The sequence below is a fragment of the Streptococcus mitis genome (assembly GCF_000722765.2).
Lineage (GTDB): Bacteria > Bacillota > Bacilli > Lactobacillales > Streptococcaceae > Streptococcus > Streptococcus mitis_AQ.
In genome coordinates, this window is the sequence record NZ_CP028415.1 from 1,761,769 (window position 1) to 1,787,993 (window position 26,225).

Below are 26,225 nucleotides of genomic sequence, written 5' to 3' on the forward strand. Positions count from 1 at the left end.
TTTCTAATTTGTTACTTGATGCCCAGCTATTTTAATCGTTGAACCATTCATATGTTTGACACGCGCTGCGATTTCCTTGTGACGTCCATTAACCATCGGACGCGCTTGAGGATTGCCTAAATAGCCACAAGTCCGTTTAACAACGTCTACTGTTTTAGGGTCGCTATTTCCACAGTTTGGACAAGCAAATCCTCTCTCAGTTGGTTCAAAATCCCCTTCAAAGTCACACTTGTAGCAACGGTCAATTGGAGTATTGGTTCCCAAATATCCCACACGATCATAAGCGTAATCCCAGACAGCTTCCAAGGCTTTAGGATTTTGCTGAAGGACTGGATACTCGCAATAATGGATGAAACCACCTGACGCACCTGCTTCTGGATATACTTTCTCAAAGTCTAATTTTTCAAACGGTGTTGGATTTTTACGAACATCGTAGTGGAAAGAGTTGGTGTAGTATTCCTTATCTGTAATATCAGGAATAGACCCAAACTTCTCTGTATCTAGTCGGCAAAAACGGTCTGTCAAACTTTCGGACGGTGTTGAGTAGATAGAGAAATGGTAGCCATATTGGTCAGACCACTCTTCTACACGGCGTTTCATATCTCGAATAATGTCTAGCGTGAATTCCTTAGCATCTGGATTACTTTCCCAGCTGTTACCAAAGAAAACTGTCGCTACTTCATACAAGCCGATATAGCCCAGCGAAACTGTTGCTCGACGATTCTTAAAGAGCTGGTCAACACTTTCTTCTTTACTTAGACGATGTCCAAAAGCACCGTATTGGTAGAGGATTGGTGCGTTAGCTGGTGTAGCTTCCTTGGTCCGTTCGACACGATAAACCAGAGCATCTTCTGCAATGTTCATCCGCTCGTTGAAGATTTCCCAGAACTTATTCATGTCGCCCTCAGACTCAAGAGCAATACGAGGCAGGTTAACTGTCACAACACCCAGGTTCATACGACCTGAATTGACTTCTACACCATTCTCATCCTTCCATCCTTGAAGGAACGAACGGCAACCCATAGGCACCTTAAAAGAACCCGTCAAGTCAACAATCTTATCGTAAGACAAGACGTCTGGGTACATCCGCTTGGTTGCACACTCAAGAGCCAACTGCTTAATGTCGTAGTTGGGAGTCCCTTCTTCTAAGTTAAGGCCTCTTTTAAGCGTAAAGATGAGCTTAGGGAAGATGGCTGTACGATGCTCCGAACCCAGACCCTTTATACGAATACTCAAAATAGCTTTTTGAATTTCCCGTTCAAAACGATTGGTTCCTAGACCAAAACCTAGTGAAGTAAAAGGTGTTTGTCCATTTGAGGTGAAGAGAGTATTGATTTCATATTCGAGAGATTGCATGGCATCATAGATGTCCTTTTGCGTTTTCTTCCAAGCGTAATCTTCCCGTTTTTCAGGCAAAACCCACTCTTCTGCATCTTTGAGATGTTTTTGGTAATTCTTCTCTGCATAAGGCGCCAAAACTTCATCAATACGGTCAGCTGAACAGCCTCCATACTGGCTAGAAGCAACGTTGGCGATGATTTGGGAAATCTGAGCTGTCGCAGTCTGGATAGACTTAGGACTTTCTACCTCTGCATTTCCAATCTTAAAACCATTTTCCAACATACCCTTGAAATCAATCAAACAGCAGTTGGTCATAGGTGTATAGGGACTGTAGTCCAAATCGTGATAGTGGATATCCCCTTTTTGGTGGGCATTGGCTACGTGCTTAGGAAGCATTTGCAGTCCGATTGATTTCCCAACAATACCCGCTGTCAAATCACGCTGAGTGTTAAAGACATCACTGTCTTTATTAGCATTTTCATTGACAACTGCCTGGTCTTTGTTGAGAAGTTTATGGATGCTAAAGTTGATATCCGTCGCTTTTGAGCGCTCAAAATCCCTCTGCGTCCGATAAGTAATATACTCCTCAGCCAGCGCATATTCTTTGGCTTCAAGGAGTTCATGTTCTACGATATTTTGAATTTCATAAATCTTAACTCCCTGCGGAAAGCGACTATGAATTTCTGTGACAATTCGCTCAGTCAGAGCATTGAGGCGTTTTTCGACTAAGGGTGTCACATCCATAACCTTGTCTGCCGCCTTGTGGAGAGCCTTGTCAATCTTGTCCACATCAAATACAACACGTCTCCCATCTCGTTTCTCGACGAAGAGAGTTGGCAAAATTGTAATTTTTTCTTCTAGTGCAATCATATGCATGCTCTTTTCTAAAATGTTCTTTCTAAAAAGTATTATACCACTCTAAAAAGAAAAATCAATATCTTGTGTCAAAAATCCTAAAATTTTAAAAAATACACAAGATATTGATTTGGTTATTTAATTTTATAGACTTTAAACTCTGAGTAATCAGTCTTTACTTGTTGATAATTTTCTTTTAAGAGTGTCTCCGCCTCAGACCAGAGATCCACCTTGTCGTTTACCACAATCACCTTAGGTTGGTTTTCTTTCAAATCATTGATTAAACTAGTTTTATTCTCTTCTGTACTCGTGTAAAGAAGAGGTGATGGGAACATGGATCCAGCCAATCGCTGGCTTTCTTTATAGATCTGAACATGTGAATCCCAAATATAAATTTGATCTCCCTCACTCGTCTCTTGTTTGACTCTGTCTACTACTTGATGTTGTTCTCTATAAGAAGCTGGATGCAAGACAAAACGAGCCACAAAAGGAATAGCAATCAGATAAACCACCACTAGGATCGGTAGGTAGAGATTTCCCTTCATGAATTTTTTCCATAAAGTTGGAACCTCTTCTCTTCTCCGACGACGAGCTCCTCTAGCTGAATGTTTCCCACGAATACTGGTCATCAGAAGAAGGAGTAAAAATGGAAGGATTAGAATCAAACGCGAACCGTGAAGAGGTTCTTGAGAAAAAAGCAACAAGGCTAGTACAAATAAGAAAGTGAAACTAGCAGGCACTGAAATAACATATAATCTTGATGCCTTTGATTGGAACAAGCCTAGAAAAACAAGGAAGAGAGCTCCTAAACCAAAGGTCAACAAACCATAGAATACAACATTATCCATTAGTTGGGGATTGGTAAAGACCTGAAGGGAATCAATCGGATATAAAAGACTTCCTAGAGCTTCTCCAAAACCACCTGAAGCAAGGACATAGTAGCCTACTGGGTAAAAGATGAGAGAAAAGCCAAGTGCTGCTGCAAAAAACTGATAAACTCCATGGACAAGGCGGCCATGCCCAACATTAAAGGCAAATAAACCAATCGTTACTACTGCAATAAAGAGAAGACTTGTAAGAGGCTCTATGAAAAATGATAGAGCCAAGAAAATTCCCAGACGTAGAAACCCCTTGTCATGGTTAGGATTTGATAGATAAGCTGCTATGAATGAAAATCCTGCAAACAGGAATGGCAGAGCTAAAATCGTAGCATATCCTCCTCCAAAACCGAGACCGGATACCAAAATATAAAATATGGTTAGGAGTTGCTTGGCTTGTTCCCTTTGTCCCGTCAGATAGTCAGTTGAAGAAAAGAGAAAATAACCTCCTCCTAAGAGGACTAGCCATTCTACCAAGGCAAAAAGGATGCCTCCTTGGGTAATGTAAAGTAGCAAGTAATAAAGAAGACCATGACTAGCATAATAGCTACTGTAGAGCTGTCCTCCCTGATGTAAAGCCCACCCTATATACAAATCCTGCGCCTGAGAGGGACTTACCATATCTAAAAGTAAAGGAACCACCACAGAAAACATCGTCGCAACCATACTTCCAATGACGAGTCTGAAAAACGGGAAAGCTACCTGTTCTTCTTTTTCCACATGAGATTCAAGATTCCTATCCAGTCTATTTTCAATTTCATTACTCTGTATCGTTTCGGATACTTCTTCGATTCTGCCATATACAGCCATATCGTTTCTCCTATTCAATTTATCTGTCTTAGTATATCAAAAAGACCTAAAATTGTCAGCTTGCGATGGCTGTTTGAGCGATTTTTTGCATAGTTTCACAAAAGTTTCAATTTCCCGAAATCGGTGTAAATGCGTCTGTTTAAATGACATGATATAATCCAATTCTTTCTGAGTCAGCATCGCTCCTCCTATATCTTCTTATTCGTAAAATGCAAGAAAAATAGGACTGGTTTGTGTCCTAAGTCCTAGATTTCTTATAAGATTGGGGCAAATAACTGGGCAATTTCCTTAATCAATTTTTGATACCAGCTATTTTTTATCGTATGAGGGAAAATTTCTTGCGATACTGAAAAAATCTCCTGAAAATCTTTTTGAATCTCTGTGATTGATTTTGTTTTATATAGCAAGACTGCATTTTCATAGTGGTGAAGCAAACTTCTATAATCTAAGTTAATGGTCCCGACTGCAGCAAAATCCTTATCCACTACAATTTGTTTACTATGGATAAAGCCTGGACTATACTCAAAAATCCTGACTCCTGCTGACAACAAATCCGGATAGGCCCCTCTTGTAATGAGTTGGATTAATTTTTTATCCGGAATGAAAGGGGTCACGATGCGGATGTCAACACCCCTCATGGCTGCATTTTTAATACTCTCTGTTAAGTCATAGTCAATAATCAAATAGGGTGTTGTGATATAGACTGAATCAGTAGCCTGATTAATCAAACTTTGATAAACTTTTTTCCCTACCTGAGTACGGAAGATGGGCTTGGGTCCACTACCGTAAGGAATGCAGAGCCCTTGGCTAGAACAAGGCTGGTTTTCCAAGTGATACTGGTCAAAATCACTGATTTCCCCACGATTGATGTACCAAGTCATCAAAAAGAGACGGGTTAGCGCCTTGACACCAGGACCATCTATGCGAATTCCACTGTCCTTCCAGTAGCCAAAGCGTTCTACATGATTGATGTACTCATCGGCTAAGTTAATCCCTCCTGTATAAGCTACCTGACCATCTATGACAAGGATTTTACGATGATCCCGGTTATTATAAGCTACCGTCAAACGAGGAATCACCTTGTTAAACTTATGGGCTTCAATTCCTCGACTACGAAGCTGAACAGTATAGTCTCCAGGCAAAGTCGCCATACAGCCGATATCATCATAGAGCATCTTGATCTCTACACCCTGAGCTACCTTTTGCTCTAGTATATCTAGTATGCTATTCCACATCAGACCTTCTTCGACAATATAGTACTCTAAAAAGATAAATTTCTCAGCTTTCTTGAGGTCTTCCAACATATGTTGCCACATGCTTTCACCCGAAGAAAAGAATTGTGAATCTGTTCGATCATATACATCGGCATTGCTATCCATACTTAGCAAAGATTTGATAACTCCGTAAGCTGCCTTATCATCTTCCTTCAATTTCTGGCGGAGAGCTTTACTGTTATCCTCCCGAAAATGCATGGAACCAAGTTTATCCAACTGCTTGATTTCTTTTTTGGACAATCGCCTTTCACCAAACATCAGATAGAGCAAGGGCCCGATGACAGGAACAAAAGTCACCACTAACCACATCACTTTACTATCAGGCGCCATTGAGCGATTGACAATCGCTACGATAGTCGCCATACTCATAAAAATTAAGACAATTACCCATAGAATAGGAGCAATACGCCCTAAGTAAAGAAAGAGACCAAAAACAAGAGAAAGTTCAAGTAGCATAATCGAAAGACTAAAGCCATACTTGGACATCAATAATTGAAATTTTCTATATTTCATATCCCCTCCTTGATATTTTGATACTCAATGAAAAGCAAAGAGCAAACTAGTAAGCTAGTCGCAGGTTGCTCAAAACAGTGTTTTGAGGTTGCAGATGGAAGCTGACGTGGTTTGAAGAGATTTTCGAAGAGTATGAATGCTAAAAACAGGTAATTAATACTAGTATAACGCAGGTATTCGGTAGAAGGCAAGTATTTATAATCATTTTTCTGAGTAAAAGCAAAAGAGACTGACAAAACCAGTCTCTTTCTAGTCTATTTTGATAAAACAATGCGATCAGACGCTTCTCTATCCATATCGTCAATAATCATCTGATTTCCATTGATTGCATAAATCTTGGCATCATCCCCAATAATCATGCGTTGATTGGCGGCATCGAAGCTAACCTGCTTGATTTCTTGATCTCCGTCAGTTTCTACCTGTGTCCATGTACCAGTTGTTCCAGTTACCACTAAAGTGATACGGTCTCCTTCGTCCTGACCAGTATAAGTTCCATCAATATTAGTTGGTTGAGCCTCAGGCGCATTTTGTGAAGAACTTGTTGCTGCCTGGTTGCTATTTTCTGTAGAAGATGAAGCAGCAGGTTGTGATTGCTGAGTTTGTTGTGTTTGCGATTGAGTTGCTGGTTGTTGAACTTGTTGAGCTCTTTGTGAACAAGCTACTAAGAGACTAAGACTTGCTATAGAAGCAAGAGAAAGTGTGAATCTTTTTAATTTCATGATGAATTTCCTTTCTGCTACCAATTTACAGAAGTTTTTCCTTCTAACTAGTAGTTTCCCTAGTATAACAAGTTCAAAAAAGGAGGTCAATTTATCTGCTCATGCCCCAGTAGATAGCCCCGTACTTCTGAGATAAAATAGAGAGACCCTGTAACGAACAACAAGTCCCGGGCATCTGCCCTTGCTTCAAAATCGCTAATAAATTCTCGATAAGAAGGAACTATATCGTAACCTGTTACATCTGTTTCATCCAAAGAACCTTGATAGTCAAAGCCCGTCACCTTGAGTTCCACCTGAGGCAATTTTTCAGTCAGATAAGCCAACATCCCTTGATAATCCTTCCGTTTCAAGGCTCCAAATAGGATTTGAGGACGATAACCTTCCTGCTCTTTTTCTTTAATAAACTCAACCAAGCGAGTCAAGGCAGGGAGGTTATGAGCACCGTCCAAGTAAATCTGAGGGCAAATACGCTCCAAACGCCCAGCCCAATGGGTCTGCTCCAAAGCCTGTCTTACAACCTGCTCATCAACAACTTCCTTTCCTTCCCTCATAAAGAGAAGAAACGTTTGTAGCGCCAAGGCCGCATTTTCCTGCTGATAAGCTCCTTCTAAACCTATTTTCAACTGTGAAAGGTTAGCCAAAGAGCTTGAAAAATTCCCATTCAGCGTTGAAAAATCCTGACCTGCCTGATAAAGGTCAACAGCTAAAGAGTCTGCTTTTTTCTGACAAACAAGCCTAGCTTCTGAAGGCAATTTCGCAATCACTGCCTTTTTACCAGCCTTGAAAATACCAGCTTTCTGCTCTGCAATTGCTGCTATACTGTCACCCAGAGTCTCCTGATGGTCAAGTCCGATGGAAGTGATGACAGCAATCTCTCCAGTTACCACATTAGTCGTGTCAAGTAAGCCACCAATTCCCACTTCTAGTAAAACCAAATCCACCTCTTGCTCTCTAAAATAAAGAAAAGCAATCAAGGTCAGCAATTCAAAAAAGGACAACTGATCATGGGTTTGCAGAAGCGTTTTCTCCATCTCCTTGACCTGATTAGCCAAACGGATAAAGTCTGCGTCTGCTATAGGTTGTCCATTAATGCAGATTCGATCATTAATAGAGACGATATGAGGGGAGGTAAAGGTCGCAACTTTTTTGCCATGCCCCATAAATAACTCCCTCATAAAAGCAATGGTAGAACCTTTTCCATTAGTCCCTGTCACATGGATAATAGGGTAAGACTTCTCGGGATTCCCCAGCAAATCCACCGCTTGTTGCATTCGGCTCAAACCTGATCGAAAATTCAAACCAATCCGACTATAGAGCCATTCTTCTACTTCAAACATATACATCTCCTTAATTACAGGTTCAATCAACTGCCTCAATAAAGTCTCATAACTAACAAAAACGAGGCCAGGATTTTCGTCCCGACCTCTCACTTAGTTAGCTAATAGCTAGCTACTATGAAGTTAACGTGGGGTAAAACATCCACTGAATGTGCCTGCGTTTCTAATTTCTAGCACAGGGCTAAACACGTCCACTGGATGTTTCAACTCTTCTAATTTCTAGGAGTTGGGGTAAAAATATCCCCCAAACTTACTGACGGTTTTTATTTTTAGCGTCAGGGTAAAAATGTTCACTGAACACACCAGTTCTCTCTTATTTTAAGGAATTGGGCTAAAAACATCCACTGGATGTTCCAACTTTTCCAATTTCTAGGAGTTGGGCTGATACAGTCTCCCAGACTGTATCACTCCTCCATAAAGCTGTTGAAGACTTCTTCAATCATGTTCCATTCGTCTTCTGAGTCTTCTGGGATTGGTTGCAATTCACCTTCTGTTCCATCTTCGTTTTCGATGAATGAGTAAGCTTGGATTTCAACTTGTCCGTCTTCGTCTTCTTCTGCGTTAACTGGTACTAGAAGAACATAGTTTTTACCAAATTCTTCTTTTCCGTCAATAGTCAAAAGGATTTCAAACAAGGTTTCATTTCCTTGCTCATCTACTAGTGTGATTAGTTCACGTTCTTCGTGGTCGTGGTTATGATCGTGTGACATAGCCTCTCCTTTATATTAAAATTTTCTATCTAAATAATTTTGTAAAATCAGCTGAGCTGCTAACTTATCAATGACTTTCTTGCGTTTATTGCGACTGATATCTGCTTGTTCAATCAACATGCGCTCCGCAGCAACTGTTGTCAAGCGTTCATCTTGATAGTCTACTGGTAAATCAAAAAGCTCTTCTAGCTTTGCTCCGTATGCTTGACTAGCTTCCACGCGCGGTCCGCTTGTATTGTTCATGTTTTTAGGTAAGCCCACTACAAATCGTTCCACCTTGTAAGCATCAACCAACTCCTTAACGCGGTCAAAACCAAATTGGCCTTGCTCCTCATTGATTTGGATGATTTCAAGCCCTTGAGCTGTAAAACCGAGTGGATCGCTAATAGCCACCCCTACCGTTTTTGAACCGACGTCCAATCCCATAATTCTCATAGGTTACAGATCGACTCCTTGTCCTTTAAGGTAGTAGCGGACCAATTCCTCAACGATTTCATCTCGCTCATATTTACGGATTTGATTTCGTGCATTATTATAACGAGGAACGTAGGCAGGATCTCCACTCAATACGTAACCAACGATTTGGTTAATCGGATTGTAGCCCTTATCGTTCAACGAAACATAGACATCAGTCAAAGTTTCGCTAATTTCTTTTTTATTGGAATCGTCCAATTTAAAACGTACTGTTTCTTCAGTAAATCCCATTCTAACACCCTCTTTCCTTAGAATAGTACCATTATAGCATAATTCCTTACCTTCTACAATTCAGGCAGTCTATTTATTTGGATTTTCTACTGTTCTGTCGCGCCATTTGCCAATCTGTCTGAAATATATTTGCTCGGTTCATTCTTCAAAAGATTTTCTAAGCCAATGTTCTTCAGATATTCTAACTGAGAAGCCTTCTTGACATCCAGAACTTGAAAATCATAACTAGTCGTTGTTTGAAGTTCCGTTGCGCTCGACAGTTTTGTTTCAAGCTTAAAGCCTGCTAATTTACGAGCTTCTATGATAGACTCATCCTTCTCCTCCGCCTCGAGAAGAGCTTTTTGAGTTTCTTCCACTCCATGTTGATCGATATAAGTCTTCAACTCATCTGAGACTGGACGTTTTTGTTGAATCGTTAAGCTCAAAAAAGTCTTGTCCTTGTATGTAATGGTTTGGGTTTGCTGGCTGCCATCATCTGACTTGGGCAAGACCAAAGTCTTGGTGACAACTGTATTCTTCTCGGCATTTTCAATAACTGGCAATGCCGACTGAAGCGTATCCTTTTCTGTTTTTGTAGCTGGTCCAGTTTCTTTTTTCTGTCCGCAACCAACTAGGACAAAAAGGAAAGCTAGACTAACAAGAACTATTTTTTTCATTTCTTTCTTCTTTCTTCTTTCTTTTTTAAATTAAAATAAGACTGGGAGTTGCTCCCAGCCTTGATGTTTATAGAGCTGCACGCAAACGTGCTTCTGCATTTTCTACATTACGGACAGAGCGTGGTAGGAAGGCACGAATATCATCTTCCTTATAGCCAACTTGCAGGCGTTTTTCATCTACAAGGATTGGGCTCTTTAAAATTCTCGGCGTTTCCATAATCAGATTGAGGACCTCATTAACGCTCAAATCTTCAATATCCACTCCAAGGGCTTTAGCATAGCGATTTTTAGACGAAACGATGCTGGCTATTCCGTTATCTGTTTTGGTTAGAATATCCAGTAATTCTTCTCGCGTAATTCCTTCTTTACCAAGGTTTTGTTCTTTATAACTTAACTGGTGGGCATTGAGCCAGGTTTTTGCTTTTTTACAGCTAGTACAACTTGAGACTGTATAAATTTTAATCATGTACCTACCCCTTTCGCTACATGTTACTATCAGTTTAGTCTATTATACCATAAAAAACATCCGACTTGCGACCTATTTTTAAATTTTTTTGACTTTTTTCGTCATTTTCGTACTTTTTTCTTGACAAAATGAAATTTACAGCCATTCGTTATATTTTTTGATATAGATTTTTTTCACAATTGTCACGCTAATCATGTACAAAATGATGATGAAAATCAAAAAGATGAAATAAATCGGTTTCAAAGGAGTTAGATGAAGAAGGCTAGCTAGTGGACTATAGGGAAGGAAGGTCACAAAGGCTGCAGCCAATAAAGTTGTCACAAGGACTAGCCAAGCTGGACGACTTTGTAAAAAGGGAATTTTGGCTGAACGCAGCATATGGATAACCATGGTCTGTGACCACATGGACTCGATAAACCAACCTGTCTGAAACAAGACAATAAATCCTACGGCAGACTCCGCTCCATGGACATAGGCTTGACCTGTTGTCATGGGTACAATGATAAAATAGAGAAAAATAAAGGTCAAAATATCAAAGGCAGAAGAGATAGGTCCCATCCAAACCATGAAACGCGTGATGGACTTGGCTTCCCAAGTATGCGGATTTCTCAAAAAATCTTTATCCACCTTGTCAAAAGGCAAGGCAATACAAGACAAATCATAGACTAGATTTAGGATAATCAAATGGACTGGTGCCATTGGTAAAAATGGCAAAAAGATTCCAGAGACCAATAGGGATAAGATATTTCCAAAATTAGAACTCACTGTCATTTTGATATATTTAGTCATATTGGCATAGACCTTACGCCCTTCAACAAGTCCTTTTTCAAGCACCATGAGATCCTTATCAAGTAGGATAACATCAGCCGTTTCTTTGGCAATATCTACTGCTGTATCAACAGAAATCCCCACATCTGCAACTTTCATAGAAGGAGCATCATTGATCCCATCTCCCATATAGCCAACAGCATGACCATTAGCCTTAAATTGCAAAATAATCCTCGCTTTTTGATCAGGAGAAAGTTTGGCAAAGACTGTTACCTCCTCTACGGCTTGGGCCAATGCTTGATCACTCATCTGATCAATTTCAGATCCTAACAGCATCTGATTGATATCCAAACCAACCTTTTCACAGACTGCTTGGGTAACTTTTTCATTGTCTCCCGTCAAAATCTTTGTTTGAACCCCATGTTCTAACAGCGCCTTAATTGCTGGTGCTGCAGATGGTTTAGGAGGATCTAGGAAGGCTAAATAACCAGTTAGAATCATATCTCCTTCGTCATCAACTGTATAGGCATGACCTTCCCTCAAACCTGACTTATAGGCCACTCCCAAGACACGCAAACCTTGTTGATTTAGCTGTCTGACTTCTGATAAGATTTCTTCTCTAATAGCATCCGTCAAGGGAGTAATCATTCCATGATATTCCGCATAACTGGAAATCGTCAACATTTCCTCAAGGGCTCCCTTAGTTACCAAACTAACCGTTTCGTGTTCATCCTTAACGATAACACTCATCCGTCTACGTTCAAAATCAAAAGGAAGCTCATCTATTTTTTGAAAGGTTTGAGCCAAATTTTGCAAGAGGGCGTGTTCTTTTGCTTCCTTTTCAGTCCGCTTGATGATAGCTCTGTCCATCAAATTTTTCAAGCCAGTTTGAAAATAAGAGTTGAGATAAGCTCGTCTCAAGACGGTCAAATCCAAGCGTCCGTGAATGTCCAAGGGATATTCTAGAACGATTTCATCTTGGGTTAGAGTTCCTGTCTTATCTGTACACAAAATATCAATCGCCCCTAAGTCCTGTATGGCATTGAGTTTCTTGATAACCACTTTTTCCTTGGCCATGATAATAGAACCTTTTGCTAGACTGGCAGTGATGATCATAGGAAGCATCTCAGGTGTAAGCCCGACACCCACGCTCAAAGCAAATACGCCAGCTTCCAGCCAGTCACCATCTGTTAAACCATTGGACAAGAAAACGATGGGCACCATGACCAACATCAAGCGGATCAAGAGCCACGAAATACTATTCATCTCCCGTTCAAACGAAGTAGGCTCATCATAGGTGTTTAGAGTCTGCTCAATGGCTCCCATCATGGTAGCATCACCAACCGCCAAAACCACAGCCTTGGCACTACCAGATAAGACATTGGTTCCCATAAAGGCGAGCGCTTCTGCTTCTAGCAGACTATCAGATTGTTGAACTGTTGCCTTGGTCAAGGCTAATTTTTCAACCGATTCACTTTCACCTGTCAAGCCCGACTGTTGTACAAAGAAATCGCGCGACTCAAATAAAAGAAGATCTGCTGGAATCATGTCTCCAGCGCTTAATTTAACCACGTCACCCACTACCAAATCATCGATAGGTACTTCTTGAATTTCTCCTTGACGAATGACAGTCGCTGTGTTGACAATCATTTTTGATAGATTGGTCGCAGCCTTATCACTACGGAGTTCTTGGACAAAGCGTATGCCACCAGAAATGAGGACTAGGACAACGATGATAATAGAAGTCGTCGGATCCTCTTGACCTGGTTTTGCCAACCAGACATTGGTCACCAAGGAAATCACGGCGATGACCAGTAAGATGATCGTAAAAGGATTGATAATGGATTCGTAAATCTTTTTAAGGATACTGTCTTCTTGACCCTTTGTGATGGTATTTTCGCCATATAGGTCACGATTTTTCTCCACCTGCTCCTCAGTCAAGCCTGTTAGACTTGTCTTATAAAAAGATAGAGTTTCGTTTAAAGCTGTATGAATAGCTGTTGCTAATCTTTCTTTTGTAGTTTTCATTGGTTTCTCCTATCTGTATGAATGATGTGTTTCATACACAGAGACCAATCACTTTATAAGGGCAGAACGACACAAATCAGCGATTGGCTGTGTATGTGCGGTTCCGGATGGTCGTCAATTTGCATCTTCTATCTCCTTTCTTTGTTTTAAACAGTAGAAAATCCCACCATAAAATGGCAGGATTAAAAAACTAATTATCTGTTTTTCGTTCAAGCTTTAACTCCATAGGGCAATGTAATGAGCTTAGTCTTGGCCTTCGCGACCAAAACTGTTGACCAACGAGTAGTGTCTCCACTGCTTTGCGGTAGTCATCCGTATCCCTATGGTAGCCTCACCTACCGTTTTCGTCTTTCAGTATAAACCTTTAAATTTTAAAAGTCAATCATTTGAATTGTTTGACTCTTAAATGACTATCAACTCTTTTGGAGCTAGGGTCAATAATTCACAACCTGTCTCTGTAATCAGAATATCATCCTCGATACGAACGCCATATTTGCCTTCGATATAGATACCTGGCTCATCTGTCAAGGCCATACCTGCCTTAATAGTTTCTGTAGAAGTCTGGCTAAAGTAAGGCTCTTCATGAATATCCAGCCCAATACCGTGTCCAATACCGTGGGTAAAGTAGTCGCCATAGCCCGCCTCGATAATAATATCACGAGGGATTTTGTCAAAGTCTCGGAAACCTAATCCTGCCTTAGCCTGGTCAATCAAGGCTTGGTTGGCTTTGAGAACCGTATTGTAAATCTCCGCCTGCTCGTCGCTGACATGCCCCAGATAGATAGTCCGTGTCATATCGCTAACATAGTGGTCATAGAGGCAGCCGAAGTCCATGGTAATAGCTTCTCCCAGCTCCACTGGTTTGTGCATTGGATGGGCATGGGGCTTAGAAGAGTTGATTCCGCTAGCTAAGATAGTGTCAAAAGACAAGCCAGATGCTCCCAACTCACGCATGCGGAAGTCAAGGAAGTTGGCAATCTCAATCTCAGTCTTTCCTGGCTTAATAAAGTCAAGCGCATCGCGGAAAGCTTGGTCTGAGATAGAACAAGCCTTGCGAATCGCTGCAATCTCCGCCTCATCCTTAATCATTCGAAGACCCTCAACAAATTGTGTCTGTGGAACTAGTTCCAAACCTTCAAAGACCGTTTGCATACGGTGGTAATAAGAGACTGAAATCTCGTCCTCAAAACCGATACGAGACAAGCCCATGTCCTTGACAATTCCTGCAATGACAGCCAATTCATCACGGTCAGCCACAATCTCAAAGCCACTGGTTTCTTGCTTAGCTGCAATGATATAGCGAGAATCCGTCACCAAGACCTGACGGTCACGGCTGATGAAGATTGTTCCATTTGAGCCCCAAAAACCAGTCAAATAATAGACGTTTTTAAGGTTATTGATGATAATGCCATCCAGTTCCTTTTCTTGCATTTTAGCTAGAAATGCTTGTACGCGTTTATTCATGATCTAACTTTCCTTTCAAATAGTGCCCTGTGTAGCTGGATTCATTGGCCGCTACTTCTTCTGGAGTTCCTGTTGCGATGATGGTTCCACCACCGACACCGCCCTCAGGTCCCAAGTCAATGATATGATCTGCCGTCTTGATAACGTCTAGATTGTGCTCAATGACGAGGACTGTATTGCCATCGTCTACAAAGCGAGCTAAAACCTTAAGCAAGCGAGCAATATCCTCGGTATGAAGACCTGTCGTCGGCTCATCCAGAATGTAGAAAGATTTTCCTGTCGAGCGTTTGTGGAGTTCACTAGCCAGCTTCATACGCTGGGCTTCTCCCCCAGAAAGGGTGGTAGCTGGTTGCCCTAGCGTCACATAGCCTAGACCTACATCCTTGATGGTCTGAAGTTTGCGTTGAATTTTCGGAATGTGTTGGAAGAACTCCACCGCATCGTTGACAGTCATGTCCAAGACCTGCGAGATATTCTTTTCCTTGTAGTGAACTTCTAGGGTTTCACTGTTGTAGCGAGTTCCGTGGCAGACTTCACAAGCCACATAAACATCTGGCAAGAAGTGCATCTCAATCTTGATGATCCCGTCACCTGAGCAGGCTTCACAGCGACCTCCCTTAACATTGAAACTGAAACGTCCCTTTTTGTAACCACGAATCTTAGCCTCATTTGTCTGGGCAAAAAGGTCACGTATATCGTCAAAAACTCCTGTATAAGTAGCTGGGTTGGACCTCGGCGTCCGTCCAATTGGACTCTGGTCAATGTCAATCAAGCGGTCTACATGCTCAATCCCTGTAATAGTCTTAAATTTACCAGGCTTGTCTGAATTACGGTTGAGCTTCTGGGCAATAGCTTTTTTGAGAATGCTATTGATTAGGGTCGATTTCCCTGAACCTGATACACCGGTCACCGCGATGAATTTTCCTAGTGGGAAGCGAGCTGTGACATTCTGCAGGTTGTTCTCACGCGCTCCTGTAACCTCGATAAAACGACCATTTCCAACACGGCGCTCTTCTGGCACTGGAATGGCACGTTTGCCTGACAAGTACTGGCCTGTGATAGACTTGCTGTTGCGAGCCACCTGCTTGGGCGTACCTGCGGCGACAATCTCCCCACCAAAAACACCGGCACCGGGACCAACGTCAATCAGATAATCAGCCTCACGCATGGTATCTTCGTCATGTTCCACCACGATAAGAGTATTGCCCAAGTCACGCATCTTTTTGAGACTGGCAATCAGGCGATCATTATCCCTCTGGTGAAGACCGATTGACGGCTCATCCAATATATAGAGGACACCTGATAGGTTAGAACCAATCTGGGTTGCCAAGCGAATACGCTGACTTTCCCCACCTGAAAGGGTTCCTGCCGAACGTGACAGGGTTAGATAGTTCAGACCCACGTTATTAAGGAAGGTCAAACGATCCTTGATTTCCTTGAGAATGGGACGAGCAATGATGGCTTCATTTTCAGACAAGGTTAACTGGCTCACCAACTCCAAGTGGTCTGCGATAGACAGGTCTGAAATTTCTCCGATATGTGGTCCTTGCTCACCACCAACACGGACAGACAAAGCCTGATCATTAAGACGATAGCCGTGACAAGTTCCGCAGGTCAGCTCATTCATGTAGAGGCGCATCTGGGTGCGGGTGTAGTCACTATTAGTTTCATGGTAGCGACGTTTGATATTATTGACAACTCCCTCAAAAGGAATATCGATATCGCGCACGCCACCAAATTCATTCTCATAGTGAAAATGGAATTCCTTGCCATCAGAACCATAGAGAATCAAGTTCTTATCTTCTTCTGACAAGTCCTCAAAAGGCTTATCCATATCCACTCCAAAGGCTGTCATAGCCTGCTCTAGCATGTTTGGATAGTAGTTGGATGAGATAGGATTCCAAGGTGCCAGCGCTCCCTCACATAAGGTTTTTCTGGCATCTGGCACTACCAAATCAGTATCCACTTCCAGCTTAATGCCCAAGCCGTCACACTCACTACAAGAACCAAAAGGAGCATTGAAAGAGAAGAGACGAGGCTCTAACTCTGGGACAGTAAAACCACAAACTGGACAGGCATAATGCTCAGAGAACAACAACTCAGAGTCGTCCATCGTATCGATAATCACATAACCTTCTGAGATACGAAGGGCAGCCTCAATAGAATCAAAGAGACGACTACGAATACCTTCCTTGATAACAATACGGTCAACCACGACATCGATATTGTGTTGCTTGCTCTTGGACAACTCTGGCACTTCGGTCACATCATAGACTTCCCCATCCACACGGACACGAACATAACCATCTTTCTGAACCTTCTCGATAACAGTCTTATGTTGGCCTTTTTTCTTGCGGATGACAGGGGCCAAAATCTGCAAGCGCTGGCGTTCAGGTAACTCCAAAACCTTATCCACGATTTGCTCCACCGAAGAAGCTTTGATAGCTCCATGCCCGTTGATACAGTAAGGCGTCCCCACACGTGCGTAGAGGAGACGCAGATAGTCATTGATTTCAGTCGTCGTTCCCACGGTCGAACGAGGGTTTTTACTAGTCGTTTTCTGGTCGATGGAAATAGCTGGGCTGAGACCATCAATGGCATCTACATCTGGTTTTTCCATATTTCCCAAAAACTGGCGAGCGTAGGCTGACAAACTCTCCACATAGCGACGTTGACCCTCCGCATAGAGGGTATCAAAGGCCAGACTGGATTTTCCTGAGCCTGACAAGCCGGTCACGACAACCAACTTGTCTCGCGGAATCTCCACATCAATATTTTTTAAATTATGGGCACGCGCCCCATGAATGACAATTTTATCTTGCATCTTTGTTCTTTCTAGTCCATTATTGCTTACCATTATACCAAAAAAAGTGAGATTCTATTACCCAAAAGGCCGATTTTGTAGTATAATAGTACGGTGTGAAAAAATCTGAAAAATGAGAAAGGATAAGGGATATGAAACAAGTTTTTCTCTCTACAACAACTGAATTTAAAGAGATCGATACGCTTGAACCGGGCACTTGGATCAATCTCGTTAATCCGACTCAAAATGAATCACTCGAAATCGCCAACGCTTTCGATATCGATATTGCCGACCTTCGAGCACCGCTCGATGCGGAAGAAATGTCTCGTATTACCATTGAAGACGAGTATACCCTGATTATCGTGGACGTTCCGGTCACGGAGGAAAGAAATAACCGCACTTACTACGTAACCATCCCGCTTGGTATTATCATCACCGAGGAAACCATTATCACTACTTGTTTGGAACCATTACCAGTCCTCGATGTCTTTATCAACCGTCGATTACGTAATTTCTACACCTTCATGCGTTCGCGTTTTATCTTTCAGATTCTCTATCGCAATGCAGAGCTTTACCTAACAGCCCTTCGTTCGATTGACCGTAAGAGTGAACAAATCGAAAGTCAACTGCATCAATCAACTCGTAATGAAGAATTGATTGAGCTCATGGAATTGGAAAAAACCATCGTCTATTTCAAGGCCTCCCTCAAAACAAATGAGCGCGTGATTAAGAAATTGACCAGCTCAACCAGCAATATCAAGAAATACCTTGAGGACGAAGACCTGCTTGAAGATACCCTGATTGAAACCCAACAGGCCATCGAGATGGCAGACATTTATGGAAACGTCTTGCATTCTATGACAGAGACCTTTGCCTCTATCATTTCCAACAACCAGAACAACATCATGAAAACCTTGGCCCTTGTGACCATCGTCATGTCCATCCCAACCATGGTCTTTTCTGCCTACGGGATGAACTTTAAGGATAATGAAATCCCCCTAAACGGCGAGCCAAATGCCTTCTGGTTAATCGTCTTTATCGCCTTTGCTATGAGTGTCTCGCTCACTCTCTATCTCATCCATAAAAAATGGTTCTAAGAGGAGTTCCTATGTCTCAGATTGATTTACAAAAATTAACAAAGAAAAACCAAGAGTTTATCCATATCGCTACCCAACAATTCATCAAAGATGGGAAAACAGACGCTGAAATCAAGGCTATTTTTGAGGAAGCCATTCCTCAAATCCTTGAAGAGCAAGCCAAGGGTACGACTGCTCGTTCCCTCTACGGCGCACCGACCCATTGGGCTCATAGTTTCACTGTCAAGGAACAATATGAAAAAGAGCATCCAAAAGAAAATGATGATCCAAAACTCATGATTATGGACTCAGCTCTTTTCATCACTAGCCTCTTTGCCCTTGTCAGCGCCATCACAACTTTCTTTGCGGCAGATCAAGCTTTCGGCTATGGATTGATTACTCTTCTATTAGTTGGACTGGTTGGGGGATTTGCCTTCTACTTGATGTACTACTTTGTTTACCAATACTATGGACCAGATATGGACCGCAGTCAACGTCCACCTTTCTGGAAATCTGTACTAGTTATCCTAGCTTCTATGTTCCTTTGGTTGCTTGTTTTCTTTGCAACAAGCTTCCTACCAGCTAACCTTAACCCCGTACTTGCTCCATTGCCGCTGGCTATTATCGGAGCAGTCCTCCTAGCCCTTCGCTTCTATCTCAAGAAACGCTTGAACATCCGTAGCGCAAGTGCAGGACCAACACGTTATTAAGAAGAACGGAAACATATCATGGTTCAACATCATAAGAACCATGATTTTTTAATCTTTAAACAATCATGTAAAAAATATTTAACTCTATCTAAAATTCAGTACATTTATACTTTATAAAACATAAATGTAAACATTTTATTCTATTTTGTACAGAGAATAACAACAAATGAGCATATTCCTTGCCTATATACAATCATTTTGATACTCTATAATTGGAGGGAAATATGACAAAACAAAAAATTAATCGAATCGTAGGCTCCATTGGTGCCTTTATTGGAATTATAGTATTTATTGCCTACATACCTCAAATTATCGCTAATTTACAAGGAAATAAAGCTCAACCATTTCAACCTTTATCAGCTGCTATATCTTGCTTAATCTGGGTTATTTATGGATGGACAAAGGAACCTAAGAAGGATTGGATACTAATCATTCCAAATTCAGCCGGTGTTATTTTAGGTGGAATCACTTTTTTGACTTCACTCTAACAAATCTAATAGTATGTATAAAAAGCAACTGCAGGCGCGGTTGCTTTTTCACTTACTTTTTTGATTTTAAAGTATTCTTCTGACATCCCACATAGCTCTATCTAATCTTTTTGTGATAAAATAGGCTCAATCTATTTCTAGGGGGATAAAATATGATTTCTACTATTGGTATTGTTAGTTTATCTAGTGGCATTATCGGAGAGGACTTTGTCAAACACGAAGTGGACTTGGGTGTCCAACGTCTCAAGGACCTGGGACTCAATCCTATCTTTTTGCCCCATTCGCTAAATGGATTAGACTTTATCAAGAACCATCCTGAAGCTCGTGCAGAGGATTTGATTCATGCCTTTTCTGATGATAGCATCGATATGATCCTATGTGCCATCGGTGGAGACGATACCTATCGCTTACTACCTTATCTTTTTGAAAATGACCAACTCCAAAAGGTTATCAAACAAAAAATTTTTCTTGGCTTCTCGGATACAACCATGAACCATCTCATGTTGCATAAACTAGGAATCAAGACTTTTTATGGTCAATCCTTCTTAGCAGACATTTGTGAATTAGACAAAGAAATGCTAGCCTATAGCCTTCACTACTTTAAAGAATTGATTGAGACGGGAAGAATCTCAGAAATCCGCCCTAGCAATGTTTGGTATGATGAAAGGACTGACTTCAGTCCCAAGGCTCTGGGGACACCTCGTGTCAGTCATGCAAATACCGGTTTTGAGTTGTTACAAGGAACTGCCCAGTTCGAGGGAAAAATCCTCGGTGGTTGCCTCGAATCTCTCTACGATATCTTTGACAACTCTCGATACACAGATAGCACGGAGCTCTGCCAAAAATACAAACTTTTCCCTGACTTGTCAGACTGGGAAGGAAAGATCCTCTTGCTAGAGACAAGCGAAGAAAAGCCTGAGCCAGAAGACTTCAAAAAGATATTGCGGACTTTAAAGGACACTGGCATATTCGAGGTCATCAATGGACTCTTGGTCGGAAAACCTATGGATGAAACTTTCTATGACGACTATAAAGAGGCACTATTGGATATCATTGACAGCAATATCCCGATTGTCTATAATCTGAATGTCGGCCACGCAACTCCAAGAGCAATTGTACCCTTCGGAGTCCATGCTCATGTAGATGCACAGGAACAAGTCATTCGCTTTGACTATAACAAATAAAGCTGGGAAAAGTTTCTCAGCTTTTTTCTATATTCTCAGATATTCTAGTTACCTATACTCACTAATTGCTACTTTTCCACTCACAATCATTCTCATGGTCATCAACCAGCCCTGTTGCTTGTAAAAAAGACAAGACGGCGACTGGGCCTGTGAACTTGAAGCCTCGTTTTTTGAGATCTTTGGCTAACTCCTCAGACAGAGGTGTTTTAGCTGGGGCTTGGCGGTAATCGGGAACATCGTTAACGATCGTTTTCCCCTCAACAAAAGACCAAAGATAGGCATCAAAAGAGCCATACTCTGCCTGTAACTGTAGAAAGGCTTGGGCATTAGCACATGTAGCAAAAATCTTGGCTCTATTTCGGATGATAGCTGGATTATCCAGCAAGGCTTCCAGTTCGGTGTCTGTCATCTCTGCAACCGCTTGAATTTGATAGCCATGAAAGGCTTCTCGGAAAGCCTGGCGTTTGTTTAGTACCGTTTCCCAAGACAGGCCTGCCTGATAGGTTTCCATACACAACAACTCAAACAATGCTTGATCATCATGGAGGGGCTGCCCCCACTCCTCATCATGATAGGCGATATAGAGAGGATTGGTCATCTTGACCCACGAACAACGTTTTGTCATGCTCTGCTCCTATTTAACCAACATCTTAAGGGCCGACTTGATATAGTTCTCAGCTGTATCTGTCGTTCCTTCAAAGAATTTCTTGATTTTCTTGAGCTCTGTCGCCTTGTAGCCCAGAGCCAACATGGCTTCCATGGCTTCTTCCAGTTCTTGGTTTTCAGCGCTAGCTTGCACTGCTACCTTGGCAGGAAGGTCATCTCCTGAAACTACTACCTTGCCTTCCAAGTCCAGCACCATCTGCTGGGCTGTTTTCTTGCCAATTTTAGGGAACTTAGTCAAGTAGGTGATGTTCTTGGTTTCAATGGCTTGAACCAATCCAGCATTGTCATCAGCAGCGATAATAGCCAGAGCTGATACAGGGCCAATCCCAGAAACCGAAATCAGACTGAGAAAGAGCTTTTTCTCATCTTCTGAGCGAAATCCATAAAGTAGATGAGCGTCCTCACGCACGACCTGATGCACATAAATTTGAGCTTCTTGATTGACCTGTCCCGAGTAGGCATAAGGATTGGCCACATGCAGGATATAACCGATACCGTTGACTTCAAGAACAATGTATTTAGCAGTGATTTTGGTAATGATTCCTTTTAAATATTCGTACATAGTTTTCCTTTTAGTTTAATATTTCCCCAACTCACGGAGACTGGTGTGATTTTCCTGAATGCGTCGGAACATCTTTTCCATATCTGACTTGGTAAAATGCACCAAAACAGGACGTCCGTGGGGACAGTTGTAGGGATTGTCACATTGAGAAAGCTGATAGAGGAGTTGTCTAGCCGAATGATCGTCAATACGATGGTTGGCCTTGATAGACCGTTTGCAGGACATCATAATAGCCAGCTCTGCCCGGTATTTCTTGATAGAAACTTCCTTGGTCAAAAGGAGCATGTCGCACATCTCATAGATGCCTGATTCAATCTCTTCTTCTGCCATCCAAATAGGATGTTCACGTAAGATGAATTGATTTTCTCCGTACTCTGCTAGAAAGACGCCCACTTCCTCTAAAAGTGCCATTCTTTCCTTGAGACGCAGGGCATCATCCGCTGGAAATTCAAAGATGTAGGGCACTAGGAGTTGCTGTTGACTTTGGTCAACATCACCAATGCTTTCACGGTACTCCTCGTACTTGACCCGTTCCTGTGCCGCGTGCTGGTCTATGATATAGAGCCCATCTCGCCCTTGGGCAAAGAGATAAGTCCCGTGCATTTGCCCGAAAAATTCCAACTCTGGAAAGCTTGATGATTCTTCTCGCTCCAGCTTGTCATAAGCCTTATCCAGACTGGCTAAATCTAGCTCTGGGTGATCTAGCTGGTCGTAGTTGGCAGGCTTTCTCTCTGCAAAATGCAGTTTTGCTGGCTTGGTCAGCTGGTCCAAGGTTTCCTTGGCAAATAAAGTCAAATCCTGTCCTTCATCAGTCAATTCTACCTGATAATCAGCCACCTCAGCTTGGCTAGGTCTTGATGACTCAGTTTTCTCATAATAGAGCGTATTTTCTTTGAGTGGGAGAATAGTCTGCTCCACCTTCTCACGATTGCGCACGGTCGATTTGGCAAGATTTTCCAAGGCATCTGGTATCAAGGTTTGCTCCTTGAGACTGTTGGAAATAGCTTCTGAAACCAAGGCCATCAATTCTTTTTCCTTGGAAATCCGCACCTCTTGCTTGGTCGGATGCACATTGACATCCGCTAGATAAGGGTCAATATGGATATGAATGACAGCCAGTGGAAAACGGCCCACCATAAGCTTGCTTCCATAACCGTCAAGAATAGCACGATTGAGTAAAAAGTTCTTGATATAACGGCCATTGATGAAGAGACTGATATAGTTACGATTAGCCCGAGTCAACTCAGGCAAGGATACAAAACCTGAAATTTTGAAATCTAGGTCAGAATTCTCAATTTCAATCATCTTCTTGGCGCTGGCTAAACCGTAAATCCCTGCGATAGCTTGGCGCAATTGACCTGTTCCCGCTGTTCGTGTCATTTCCTTACCATCACTAATCAAACTAAAAGAAATCTCAGGATGGGCCAAGCCCAGACGGTTGACAATATCAATGATATGAGACAACTCCGCCTGCTGGCTCTTCATATACTTGAGGCGGGCAGGCGTGTTGAAAAAGAGGTCCTCCACACAAACCTTGGTCCCCACAGGACTAGTCGCTGGGATGACTTCTTCAACTTCTCCCCCACGCGCGACTAACTTGGTTCCATGACTAGCACCATCCACCGCCGTCAACAGAGTCAAGACACTAACAGACGCTATAGAAGGCAAGGCTTCACCACGAAAACCAAGCGTCCGAATTCGAAAGAGGTCTGCTTGATTTTTTATCTTACTGGTCGCATGGCGGCGCAGGGCCAATTCCACCTCATCGTGGGCAATTCCATGACCATTATCTGTGATTTGAATCTTCTTGAGACCAGCTTCCTCAATCTCAATGATAATCTGACTAGAGCCCGCATCAATGGCATTTTCTACCAGCTCCTTAACAACGCTAGCTGGACGCTCGATAACCTCTCCAGCCGCAATCTGGTTTGCCAGCACCTCTGGCAATTCAATAATATGAGACATCTTTCAGCCCCTTTCCGTATCTATTTTCCTAGAAATTGATTAGTGCTATTATACCATATTTCAGATAGGACAGAAAAGCAAGCGCCACATAGGAGTAAAATCCCTCCACATAAACAAAGTCCCTTGTCAGGTATCGTAAAATAGTGTTTAATAAAGGTGTACAAGAAGTGATCACAATTTTGTATGAAAAACAAGGAGAGAAATTTATGAAAGTAGAACTACAGATTAGTGAGACTTACAAGGAGGAAAAACTGATTGTCCAAGCACCTCAGCCGACAGATAAAGTCCAGAAAGTCATCGAGTTCGCAGAAAATCTTGACCAAAGAGAAACAATCAAAGGAAAGATTGATGATCAGGTCTATCTCGTTAAGATTGGTAAGATACAACGCTTCTATATCGAGAATCGGAAGGTTCTAGCAGAAACTGCGAGTCAGACCTACAACATTGATTTGCGACTCTATCAAGTTCTTGAACTCTTGCCAAGCAATTTTATCCAAATTTCCCAATCAGAAATCATCAATATCAACTCCATCTCTCATCTCAAGCTAACCCCAAACGGTCTGGTAGAAATTTTCTTGAAAAACGAAAGCTTCACCTACTCTTCACGCCGTTACCTAAAAACCATCAAGGAGAAATTAGAACTATGAAAAAACAAGTATTTCACGACGCAACCGCCGGTGTTCTTATCGGCCTCATCCTATCTATCATCTTTTCACTCATTTATGCACCAAATACCTACACACCACTAAATCCCTACTCTATCATCGGCCAAGTGATGGCTCAGCATCAGGTTCACGGTGCCCTGATCTTGCTCTACTGTACACTGATCTGGGCAACTATCGGTATTCTCTTCAACTTTGGAAAGCGATTATTCAGCCGTGATTGGAGCTTGCTCCGTGCGACTCTGACTCATTTCTTCCTCATGCTGGCTGGCTTTGTCCCACTAGCAACCCTAGCAGGTTGGTTCCCCTTCCACTGGAATTTCTACCTCCAGCTCATTATCGAGTTTGCAATTGTCTACCTCATCATTTGGACTATTTCCTATAAAAGAGCATCAAAAAAAGTAGACCATATCAATCAACTCTTGGAGCATAGAAAGTAAGTGCTCTGATAAAACTGCTTGGAATAATAAAAAAGTCAAGCCTAAGCTCAACTTTCCAACTCATACAAATCTGCGATAATTGCAGCCACATGCTTGATATCTCCCAGCATGCCTCGCATTTCAAAGTCAGCCAATACAGGGAAACCAAAACGTTGACTGTATTGCTTGGCTGTCAGGCAGTATTGGTTATTAAAGTTACGATTTCCTGAACCAACTACACCAAAACACTTACTAGCATTGTCACCATAGGCGATAAAATCCCCCACTGGTGTCGTCAAAATCTCAACATCTCCGTTATCCACGCCATTCCCACCTTCGAGATAGGTCGGTAAAAAAGTGACATAGGGATGGTCCATTTCATAGAAATCTTTGCCTTCCTTGACCAAATCCTTGATATGAATCTTTTGAACCTCAATTCCCTCGTACTGGGACAAGAGATAGTCTTTCAAGCGTGTCACAAAACTCTCAGTGTTGCCGCTCAGACTGATATAAACTAAAGAAATTGTCTTCATATTTACCTCCATGATTTTATGTATAATCGAAAAATAACTACCAAGATTGTAACTTGATAGTTATTTTTTGTCAATACTTAGGCAAGTTCTTCTGTTTCCTCTTCTTCAGCCAAGGCTTTTTGCTGACGCCATATCTTGTAGAAGACAAGGGCTAGGAAGAGAACATTGATGACGATATAGAAAATGCTGACAGCTTTTGAACCAATACCCATTGTCAAACGCATAGTTTCATCTTGAACCAACTGCAAAGCGTCTTGTAAAGTCACATAGGTATAAATCGAACCAATAATGGCTAGCAAAACATAGCCGACATAAGTATAGTTTGCATACTGCAAATTCTTACGAACAAGGAATACAATCGCTACTACCACTAAAATAGCAGATAGTACAACCAAGGCCACATTAAAAATAGAATGAGATGCTTCTGCCAATCTATAGCTAAAATTAATGCTATCTTCTACCTGCTGAGCACTGACCCCTGCAACTTGTTTTTGAGCAGCACGAAGGACTTCTTTACTAGGCAAGGGCTTCAAAAGTTCAAACAGAGACGTAGCTGAAATAAGGGCAGACAAGATTAGCAAGACCCATAGATAAATCGGTTTCTTTTTCATGATAGAACCTCCTGATATTATT

Annotated in this window: 24 protein-coding genes and 1 riboswitch; of the genes, 6 read left to right on the plus strand and 18 right to left on the minus strand. The window is 41.9% G+C overall.

The genetic code is table 11. From position 1 onward, the window contains the following. Positions 1-3: 3 nt before the first annotated feature. The 13 genes from nrdD to uvrA form a co-directional block, all read right to left on the minus strand. On the minus strand, positions 4-2,211 hold the full coding sequence (nrdD, locus tag SK637_RS08815; RefSeq protein WP_033689662.1) for an anaerobic ribonucleoside-triphosphate reductase: 2,208 nt from the start codon (positions 2,209-2,211) through the stop codon (positions 4-6). Positions 2,212-2,330: 119 nt separating this feature from the next. Then, the gene (locus SK637_RS08820) at positions 2,331-3,884 is read right to left on the minus strand and encodes a hypothetical protein (RefSeq protein WP_033689445.1); all 1,554 of its coding nucleotides are present in this window, start codon (positions 3,882-3,884) and stop codon (positions 2,331-2,333) included. 254 nt (positions 3,885-4,138) lie between these two features. Beyond that, positions 4,139-5,671, minus strand: a complete 1,533-nt coding sequence (cls, locus tag SK637_RS08830) for a cardiolipin synthase (protein WP_033689447.1) — start codon at positions 5,669-5,671, stop codon at positions 4,139-4,141. 254 nt (positions 5,672-5,925) lie between these two features. Further along, positions 5,926-6,390: an SP_0198 family lipoprotein gene (locus tag SK637_RS08835; protein ID WP_033689448.1), complete on the minus strand. Its 465-nt coding sequence runs from the start codon at positions 6,388-6,390 to the stop codon at positions 5,926-5,928. An 86-nt stretch (positions 6,391-6,476) separates the two neighbouring features. After that, entirely contained in the window at positions 6,477-7,727 is a 1,251-nt protein-coding gene (locus SK637_RS08840; RefSeq protein WP_033689449.1) for a folylpolyglutamate synthase/dihydrofolate synthase family protein, read from the minus strand. A gap of 404 nt (positions 7,728-8,131) precedes the next feature. Then, positions 8,132-8,437: a DUF1292 domain-containing protein gene (locus SK637_RS08845; protein ID WP_000017620.1), complete on the minus strand. Its 306-nt coding sequence runs from the start codon at positions 8,435-8,437 to the stop codon at positions 8,132-8,134. A gap of 15 nt (positions 8,438-8,452) precedes the next feature. After that, positions 8,453-8,872 carry a Holliday junction resolvase RuvX gene (ruvX, locus tag SK637_RS08850; RefSeq protein ID WP_033689450.1) on the minus strand — a complete coding sequence of 140 codons (420 nt, stop codon included), beginning with the start codon at positions 8,870-8,872 and terminating at the stop codon, positions 8,453-8,455. Between the two features lie 3 nt (positions 8,873-8,875). After that, positions 8,876-9,142: an IreB family regulatory phosphoprotein gene (locus tag SK637_RS08855; protein ID WP_033689451.1), complete on the minus strand. Its 267-nt coding sequence runs from the start codon at positions 9,140-9,142 to the stop codon at positions 8,876-8,878. Positions 9,143-9,228: 86 nt separating this feature from the next. Beyond that, positions 9,229-9,798, minus strand: coding sequence for an SP0191 family lipoprotein (locus SK637_RS08860; protein ID WP_033689452.1), 570 nt, complete (start codon positions 9,796-9,798; stop codon positions 9,229-9,231). A 67-nt stretch (positions 9,799-9,865) separates the two neighbouring features. Next, the gene (gene spx, locus SK637_RS08865; protein ID WP_000591165.1) at positions 9,866-10,264 is read right to left on the minus strand and encodes a transcriptional regulator Spx; all 399 of its coding nucleotides are present in this window, start codon (positions 10,262-10,264) and stop codon (positions 9,866-9,868) included. Between the two features lie 135 nt (positions 10,265-10,399). After that, positions 10,400-13,060 (minus strand): magnesium-translocating P-type ATPase, encoded by a 2,661-nt coding sequence (mgtA, locus tag SK637_RS08875; protein WP_033689453.1) that lies wholly within the window; start codon positions 13,058-13,060, stop codon positions 10,400-10,402. A gap of 194 nt (positions 13,061-13,254) precedes the next feature. Then, positions 13,255-13,405: riboswitch (M-box (ykoK) riboswitch) on the minus strand. Between the two features lie 57 nt (positions 13,406-13,462). Next, positions 13,463-14,524 carry a M24 family metallopeptidase gene (locus SK637_RS08880; protein ID WP_033689454.1) on the minus strand — a complete coding sequence of 354 codons (1,062 nt, stop codon included), beginning with the start codon at positions 14,522-14,524 and terminating at the stop codon, positions 13,463-13,465. After that, positions 14,517-17,348, minus strand: coding sequence for an excinuclease ABC subunit UvrA (gene uvrA / locus SK637_RS08885; RefSeq protein ID WP_033689456.1), 2,832 nt, complete (start codon positions 17,346-17,348; stop codon positions 14,517-14,519). Before uvrA ends, SK637_RS08880 begins: the two co-directional genes overlap by 8 nt. Before the next feature lie 131 nt (positions 17,349-17,479). Between uvrA and SK637_RS08890 the strand changes: the two genes are divergently transcribed. The 4 genes from SK637_RS08890 to SK637_RS08905 all read left to right on the plus strand — a co-directional run bounded on the left by SK637_RS08890 (position 17,480) and on the right by SK637_RS08905 (position 20,785). Further along, complete coding sequence (locus SK637_RS08890) at positions 17,480-18,424, plus strand: magnesium transporter CorA family protein (RefSeq protein ID WP_000815623.1); 945 nt, start codon at positions 17,480-17,482, stop codon at positions 18,422-18,424. Positions 18,425-18,435: 11 nt separating this feature from the next. Next, the gene (locus SK637_RS08895; protein WP_033689457.1) at positions 18,436-19,113 is read left to right on the plus strand and encodes a DUF1129 domain-containing protein; all 678 of its coding nucleotides are present in this window, start codon (positions 18,436-18,438) and stop codon (positions 19,111-19,113) included. Positions 19,114-19,337: 224 nt separating this feature from the next. Continuing rightward, a complete protein-coding gene (locus SK637_RS08900; RefSeq protein ID WP_000166114.1) occupies positions 19,338-19,601 on the plus strand; it encodes a SemiSWEET family transporter in 264 nt (87 codons plus the stop codon). A gap of 152 nt (positions 19,602-19,753) precedes the next feature. After that, positions 19,754-20,785, plus strand: a complete 1,032-nt coding sequence (locus SK637_RS08905; protein WP_033689458.1) for a S66 family peptidase — start codon at positions 19,754-19,756, stop codon at positions 20,783-20,785. Between the two features lie 61 nt (positions 20,786-20,846). Here the strand turns inward: SK637_RS08905 and SK637_RS08910 are convergent, their stop codons facing one another. From SK637_RS08910 to mutL, 3 genes are read right to left on the minus strand one after another with little or no spacing between them, the layout of a single operon-like run. Beyond that, positions 20,847-21,410, minus strand: coding sequence for a DNA-3-methyladenine glycosylase I (locus SK637_RS08910; protein WP_033689460.1), 564 nt, complete (start codon positions 21,408-21,410; stop codon positions 20,847-20,849). Positions 21,411-21,419: 9 nt separating this feature from the next. After that, the gene (gene ruvA, locus SK637_RS08915) at positions 21,420-22,013 is read right to left on the minus strand and encodes a Holliday junction branch migration protein RuvA (RefSeq protein ID WP_033685590.1); all 594 of its coding nucleotides are present in this window, start codon (positions 22,011-22,013) and stop codon (positions 21,420-21,422) included. A 15-nt stretch (positions 22,014-22,028) separates the two neighbouring features. Further along, the gene (gene mutL / locus SK637_RS08920; protein WP_033689462.1) at positions 22,029-23,978 is read right to left on the minus strand and encodes a DNA mismatch repair endonuclease MutL; all 1,950 of its coding nucleotides are present in this window, start codon (positions 23,976-23,978) and stop codon (positions 22,029-22,031) included. 206 nt (positions 23,979-24,184) lie between these two features. Between mutL and SK637_RS08930 the strand changes: the two genes are divergently transcribed. Together SK637_RS08930 and SK637_RS08935 are read left to right on the plus strand one after the other, a co-directional pair. Then, positions 24,185-24,625 (plus strand): LytTR family DNA-binding domain-containing protein, encoded by a 441-nt coding sequence (locus tag SK637_RS08930; protein ID WP_033689463.1) that lies wholly within the window; start codon positions 24,185-24,187, stop codon positions 24,623-24,625. Next, positions 24,622-25,080: a DUF3021 domain-containing protein gene (locus tag SK637_RS08935; protein WP_033689465.1), complete on the plus strand. Its 459-nt coding sequence runs from the start codon at positions 24,622-24,624 to the stop codon at positions 25,078-25,080. Before SK637_RS08930 ends, SK637_RS08935 begins: the two co-directional genes overlap by 4 nt. Positions 25,081-25,127: 47 nt before the next feature. Here the strand turns inward: SK637_RS08935 and nrdI are convergent, their stop codons facing one another. Continuing rightward, a complete protein-coding gene (nrdI, locus tag SK637_RS08940; RefSeq protein WP_033689466.1) occupies positions 25,128-25,592 on the minus strand; it encodes a class Ib ribonucleoside-diphosphate reductase assembly flavoprotein NrdI in 465 nt (154 codons plus the stop codon). A gap of 77 nt (positions 25,593-25,669) precedes the next feature. Further along, entirely contained in the window at positions 25,670-26,203 is a 534-nt protein-coding gene (locus SK637_RS08945; protein ID WP_033689471.1) for an ABC transporter permease, read from the minus strand. Positions 26,204-26,225 lie beyond the last annotated feature (22 nt).